At 56.4% G+C, this 6,639-nt stretch carries 6 protein-coding genes; 4 read left to right on the top strand and 2 right to left on the bottom strand.

The window, feature by feature from the left end:
- Positions 1-59 precede the first annotated feature (59 nt).
- Entirely contained in the window at positions 60-992 is a 933-nt protein-coding gene (locus PSSD_RS18875; RefSeq protein WP_058973278.1) for a LysR family transcriptional regulator, read from the bottom strand.
- Between the two features lie 92 nt (positions 993-1,084).
- Between PSSD_RS18875 and PSSD_RS18870 the strand changes: the two genes are divergently transcribed.
- From PSSD_RS18870 to PSSD_RS18855, 4 genes are all read left to right on the top strand, one after another.
- The gene (locus PSSD_RS18870; RefSeq protein WP_058973277.1) at positions 1,085-2,293 is read left to right on the top strand and encodes an MFS transporter; all 1,209 of its coding nucleotides are present in this window, start codon (positions 1,085-1,087) and stop codon (positions 2,291-2,293) included.
- A 53-nt stretch (positions 2,294-2,346) separates the two neighbouring features.
- Positions 2,347-3,696, top strand: coding sequence for a cation:proton antiporter (locus PSSD_RS18865; protein ID WP_058973273.1), 1,350 nt, complete (start codon positions 2,347-2,349; stop codon positions 3,694-3,696).
- A 26-nt stretch (positions 3,697-3,722) separates the two neighbouring features.
- Positions 3,723-4,070: a hypothetical protein gene (locus PSSD_RS18860; RefSeq protein ID WP_058973272.1), complete on the top strand. Its 348-nt coding sequence runs from the start codon at positions 3,723-3,725 to the stop codon at positions 4,068-4,070.
- Between the two features lie 494 nt (positions 4,071-4,564).
- On the top strand, positions 4,565-5,410 hold the full coding sequence (locus PSSD_RS18855; protein WP_039328439.1) for an alpha/beta hydrolase: 846 nt from the start codon (positions 4,565-4,567) through the stop codon (positions 5,408-5,410).
- Positions 5,411-5,545: 135 nt separating this feature from the next.
- Here PSSD_RS18855 and PSSD_RS18850 read toward each other — a convergent pair whose 3' ends face one another.
- The gene (locus PSSD_RS18850) at positions 5,546-6,463 is read right to left on the bottom strand and encodes a bestrophin family protein (RefSeq protein ID WP_058973276.1); all 918 of its coding nucleotides are present in this window, start codon (positions 6,461-6,463) and stop codon (positions 5,546-5,548) included.
- Positions 6,464-6,639 lie beyond the last annotated feature (176 nt).

The following is a 6,639-nucleotide window of genomic DNA, read 5'->3' as shown; positions in this document are numbered from 1 at the left end:
GCTACCTGCGGTTATTGGGCACTGTCTGTAGCGGCGCGATTCATCGCGCTTTTTGATGCCTACAGTGTGGCCGGTTGGGTCCCCGCCAGTTTCGGCATCACGTCTCTGATCATCGCGAAAAAATGGCGCATCCTGGCGGGATAATAACTGGCCCACGGATAGGTCAGCCACACCGGCAGCGGCGGGGCTTGCCACTCGGGCACCAACTGAACCAACGCCCCTTTCGCTAAATCCTCCTGCACTACCCACGAAGAAAGAATCGCTGCGCCCATACCGGCGAGTGCCGCCTTGCGGATGGCGTACAGGCTGTCGCTGGCGAGACGCGGAGCAATCGCCAGATTCACTGCCTGGCTATCGCTGCGCCGCTGCAGCATCAGTTCATTACGGTAGAAGCTGGTCAGTGCCAGCCAGGGGAGTTCGGTGAGCTGTGTCACCTCGGCAATCGGCGGATGCTGCGCCAGCAGTGACGGGGAGGCGACCACAAAACGCGGTACTTCAGCCAGCAAAATCGCCACCAGGGAGGGATCGCTCACCACGCCGACCTGGATGGCGCAGTCAACGTTCTCACTAATGAAATCTGGCGTGCGGTCATTGAGCATCCACTCCACCGTCAGGCGCGGATAGCGCTGCAGGTAATCCACCAACGGATCAATCAGCTGGTCCTGGCCAAAGGCATGCGGTGCACGGACCCGCAGCGTGCCTATCGGATCGTCACTGGAACCGGTGAGTTCATCCTCCAGTGCATGCCAGGTCGCCAGTAACTGCCGGGCCTGTGCATAACAGCGCTCACCATCGTCAGTGAGTTTCAGAGCATGCGTGGTGCGCAGGATCAACTTCAGCCCCAACCGTTGTTCCAGCGCCTGTAATCGACGGCTGATGGTGGGCTGCGTGGTGCCCAGCTGCACGGCGGCTGCGGAAAGCGAGCCGCTCTCGACAATACGTATAAAAGTTTGCATCAGTTCAATGCGGTCAATACTGGCTGAATTGCTCATACGCACCATGCATAACAGTTCTGTGTTTGAGCAGTCTACCGCGTATGGCGGCAACGCGCTTTAATAAGCGCACTTTCACGGGGGAAACCAATATGTCAGCCATTTCGCAATCTTCTGCCATGCTAGCGGAAAAACTACCGGCACCGCTGGTGTTTACGCTCGCGGCGGGTGCCGGGCTCAGCGTGGCATCGATTTACTACAGCCAACCGATGCTGGATATCATTAGCAAACAATTTAACGTCGGTATCGGCAGCGTGGGCATGGTGCCGATGCTGACTCAGGCCGGATATGCGCTTGGCATTCTGTTGCTGGCACCGCTCGGTGACCGCCATGACCGCCGCACTATCATCCTGATTAAAGGACTGCTGCTGATGGCCGCGCTGCTGCTGTGCGGCTTTTCTGGTGGTTTGAATGCATTGTTGATTGCCAGCTTTGTCACTGGCTTAACTGCCACCGTGGCGCAGGATATCGTCCCGGCGTCAGCCGCCTTAGCGCCGGAGCGCAGTCGCGGGAAAACCGTTGGCACCGTCATGACTGGCTTGCTGGTGGGGATTCTGCTGTCACGCGTCGTCAGTGGCGTGGTGGCGGAGTATTTTGGCTGGCGCACCATGTACCTGGTGGCGGCAGGCGCGGTGTTGCTGATTAGCCTGGCGTTGTGGCGGGTACTGCCCCGCTTCAAACCCGGCACGTCGGTGAGCTACCCGCGTCTGCTGCTGTCGTTGGCGCACTTGTGGCAGCATCACCAGACACTGCGTCGTGCCGCAATAGCGCAGGGGCTGCTGTCGGTAGGCTTTAGCGCCTTCTGGTCAACGCTGGCGTTGATGCTGAGTGAGAAATTCCATTTTGACAGCGCCGTGGCGGGGGCATTCGGTCTGGCAGGCGCAGCAGGTGCGCTGGCAGCGCCGTTGGCGGGCAGTGTGGCGGACCGCATTGGTCCAGCGCGTGTCACGCAGTACGGTGCTTCGCTGGTGATGGTGTCATTTGCCTTGATGTTCCTGCTGCCAGTTTTACCGGTTCCGGCACAGATTGGTCTGATTATTATCAGTACGGTGGGCTTCGATTTGGGTGTGCAGGCCACGCTGGTGGCGCATCAGACGTTGGTGTACAGCCTGGCCCCCGAAGCGCGTAGCCGCCTGAATGCGCTGATGTTTACCATGGTGTTTATCGGCATGGCAACGGGCGCAGCACTGGGCAGCCTGGCGCTGGCTCACTTTGGCTGGACCGGCGTGGTGACGCTCTCAACCTTGGCCGCAGCGCTTGCCTTGATGATTCGTCTGGCGAGCCGCCACCTGAAAAACTGATTGGTATTCCTGTGCCAGGCTTAAGGGAGGATATGATTTAAAAACGGAGCGTTATGAACTTCCTGGCCTGGACTGCCGCCATCGGTGGTCTGCTACTTCTGATGTCACTGGCTTCCGGTTGGATTCACCGCGGGCCAGTGACTGCGTTTGGGCTTTACCTGTTCGCGGGCATCTTGTGTGGCCCGTGGATGTTCAATCTGTTGCAACTCGACATTATCGGCCACGCCAGTCTGGCCGCTCACCTGACCGAAATCGCCATGGCCGCCTCGCTGTTTATCACCGGGCTTAAGCTACGTTTGCCGCTCACTGCGCATGCCTGGCGAGTGGGGGTGCGGCTGGCTTTTCCGGCCATGCTGCTCACCGTGGGTGGCATGACGCTGCTGGTGCACGGGATCACAGGTTTTGACTGGGCGCTGTCGCTGGCATTTGGCGCGATTGTTGCGCCGACCGACCCGGTGCTCGCCAGCCTGATATCGGTTAACGATGCGCGTGATGATGATGCTCTGCGCGTGGCCCTCTCCAGTGAAGCGGGCATGAACGATGGCTCAGCGTTGCCGTTATTGATGCTGGCGCTGTTAATGCTCGCGCCCGAATCGTTGAATGTCAGCAACCTCAGCGCATGGGCAATGAAAGATGTGTTATGGGCCATCGCGGGCGGGCTGGGCATTGGTTATCTGCTGGGACGCGTCATCGGCCAGTTAACCACTCATCTGCGCAGTGCCCATCAAGACATCGCTCCCAATGACTTCCTCGCTCTGGCGTTAATTGCACTGAGCTATGCGGCAGCACAAGCGGTGGATGCCTCTGGCTTTCTGGCCACGTTCGCGGCGGGTGTCGGATTGCGACGCGCAGAATTGCGGGTGGTGAAGCACTATCCGCAAGAGGCGGTGTCAGAAGAAGAGCAATACTTGCCTGCTGAGGCACGCGTTAACCCTAACCAGCGTCTGGCGCACGGCGGCAGCGGTATGGTGAAATCAGTGGGTTTGGTGATCGGTGATGCGTTGTCATTTGGTGATACCATCGAGCGCCTGCTGGCGGCGGGTATGATGGTGGTGCTGGGTATCACGCTGGCGCAGCACTGGAACCTGACAGGCATTGGCCTGGCGCTGCTGTTGTTTGTGGTGGTGCGGCCGCTGGCGGTGTGGATCACCACCTGGCGCTGTGAAATCCCCTTGATGCGCCGCTTGTTAATTGGCTGGCTGGGCATTCGTGGCATCGGTAGTATCAACTACATCGCTTACGCCTGGGTGCATGGTCTTCATGGCCCGCAGGCGGAGCAAATGGTGGATATGGCGTTGACGTTAGTGGTTTGCAGCATTGTGCTGCACGGCATCACGGTGACGCCGTTATTAAACTGGCGTGCAGCCCGTCAGGCGGCACGCGCACAACACAATCAAAAGTGATTTTCTGGAAATTACTGGAGCCTGTTATGAAAGCGTTTCTGTTTGCTCTTGTGGGACTTTCCCTGTCCGCCAGCGTGCTGGCTGCCGAGGGTGATGATAATCAGATGGAAAATGTCTACGCCAGCCAGCTGTGCCATATCGTTAGCACGGAAAAAAAGACCAGCGATCTGGATACTTACACCGCGAAGATGAAGTCTCAGCTGGCGGCCAGCCAGTCCTCTTCAGCGGTGGAGAAGCCCGAATTCAATGAAGAGACCGCGCAGGAAGTGATTAGTGCGTGGTTGGAGCTGGGCGATGATGAACGCGCGCAGCTGCGGCACAACCAGCAACAATGTGAACAAACCGTGATGACCCAATTCCAGCAGCAAGACTAAATCCCCGTCATACTTCAAGCTGTCGCGGCGTTGGCTGCGGATGCTCGCCCCAGTCACTTACTGGAGTAAGCTCCTGGGGACTCTCATCCTTACCGCCTTGCCACAGCTTGAATTATTTAGGGGATTAAATCCCCGTCATACTTCAAGTTGTCGCGGCGTTGGCTGCGGATGCTCGCCCCAGTCACTTACTGGAGTAAGCTCCTGGGGACTCTCATCCTTGCCGCCTTGCTACAACTTGAATTATTTAGGGGATTTGAGCTGAGTAGATAATTAAAAGAATTTTTGGATTAGCTATAAAACAAGCGCTTTTTTAGGCGCTTTTTTTATGGATTTTTTGTACAAAATGCGTACATAATCGCCAGCGTCGAAAGTCGACACGCATCACATAACGAGACTCAGCCCACAAGGCTGACAAATATCTTCAATACTGGCGACTGGGCATGAAACTTTCACGGCGTCACTTTTTGCTGGCAACCGGGGCTACCGTCCTCTCAATGACCACGGGCAAACTCTTTGCGCGTGATGACATCATTCCCTTATGGCCCGATGATCCACCGGGCGGCGGCGGGCCGTCTGGTCTGCTGAAAGTCAGTATGAATGGCTCCTGGACCAACATCGTTTCTCCAGCAATTCAACGTTTCCGCCCGGAAAATCCCAATGGCGAAGCGGTGATTGTGGCGGCAGGCGGCGGTTATCGCTTTATCGGTATGGGCCGTGAGGCATGGCCCGTGGCGCGTTGGTTAAATGCCAATGGTTATACCGTGTATGTGCTGAGTTATCGTTTGCCGGGTGAGAAATGGCAGGCGGGCAATCTCGCGCCACTGCAGGATGCCCAGCGCGCCATCCGTCTGGTGCGTTCGATGGAGCGTAAAGTGCATCTGCTCGGCTTTTCTGCCGGTGGACACTTGCTCGGCATGGCGGCAGCACGCCCCGACTTCACGACCTATCCTGCGCAGGACCCGCTCGATCAAATTCGCCCAACCGCCGACAGCGTGGGCCTGATCTATCCGGTGATCACTCTTGAAGCACCGTATCAGAACACCAAAACGCACCTGATGATGGTGGGCGACCACGCGACGCCGACTCAGGAAGCGAACTGGTCAGTGCAAAACTATGTGACCCGCGCCTATCCGCCCACCTTCCTGGCGCAAGCGGAAGACGATCACACCTCCAATCCCCATAACACTGAAATGATGCGTGATGCCTGCCGCCGTATGCGCGTGCCGGTGGAACTGATTGAACTGAGCAGCGGCGGACACGGTTTTGGTCTGGGTAAAGCGGGTACGCCATCCGCGCTCTGGGATCAGGCGTATGTGCGGTGGCTGGATAAGCAGAATTAACGTGTGGCAGGTCGCCATAAATGGCGTAATGCTCGTCAGTTAAGCGCCTTGCGGTCACCATAAATGGCGACCCTACAATGCATTGGCGCGTTTTACGTAGGGTGCGCATTTATGCGTACCAGGCGGCCCATCTCGTTACGTCAAATTAAAATGCTTATCCGGCTGGTGCGGTTCCGGCAACGGAAAATCATTATTCATCGCCTTCAAATTACGTTCGATATTCACGCACAGCGCATCCAGTGGCAGATGATTTGGCGCGGTGCCGAACGGATCTTCTAACTCCTCTGCCAGCGACTCCAGTGACAGGAAGGTGTAAGAAATAAACACCGATACCAGTGGCGTCATCAGATGCAAATCCGCCACCAGCGCGAACGGCAATAAGGTACAGAACAGATAAACCGTGCGATGCAGAATCAAGCTGTAGGCGAAAGGAATCGGTGTACCCGCCAGACGATCGCAGCCTCCCAAATAAGCCGACAGATGACTGAGATTCTCATCAATACTCTGCCAGACAATATCCGACACCAGACCTTCATCACGCCGCTGCGACAGCCATTCACCCATGCACAACAAGGTTTGTGAGGTGGGCATTGGATTGCCAATCACCGCGCTATGCCACTTCTCTGGCAGCAAACGTGCTAAGTCAGCCTTTGCATCGGTTTCGCGTAAGCGATGTTTCAGCGCCCAGCTAAAGGCCAGTTGCAGCCCGATAAATTCCTGCACCTGGGCTTCACTGATGCCACGCAGACATTTTATCTGCCGCAGCAGTGAGCGCTGGGTGATATGCATATTGCCCCACAGCGTGCGGGCTTCGATAAAGCGCGCGTAGCTGGCGTTATTGCGAAAGCCGAGGAAGATGGCGATCGACACCCCAATCAGGCTAAAGGGGGCGGTAGTGAGGTGAATGCCAAAGGTGGAGTACCACGGATAGCCGATGATGGCGGCCACCGACATCAATAAGTTGAGCGACAGGCGAAAGACAATGCTACTCAGCACCGAGCCGTGCCAGTCAAACAGCCGGAGGAACCAGTGTTGATGAGGACGTACGATCATTTTTGCGATGGTGTTTTTTATGATTTTGTCTGCACAGGTTACGCCCGTTTTTGCCGTGGAGGCAATGTGCATATCGGGTATTTTTACGCTGAAAATGGGGTGTTTATGATGTATTTATTCTTGTAAATCAACCTTCTAAAAACACTTTGAACAAGTTGTAAAATTCTTTGCGTTAT

It is taken from the genome of Type-D symbiont of Plautia stali (assembly GCF_001485335.1).
Lineage (GTDB): Bacteria > Pseudomonadota > Gammaproteobacteria > Enterobacterales > Enterobacteriaceae > Pantoea > Pantoea vagans_C.
This window is presented reverse-complemented; position numbering and strand designations above follow the sequence as displayed.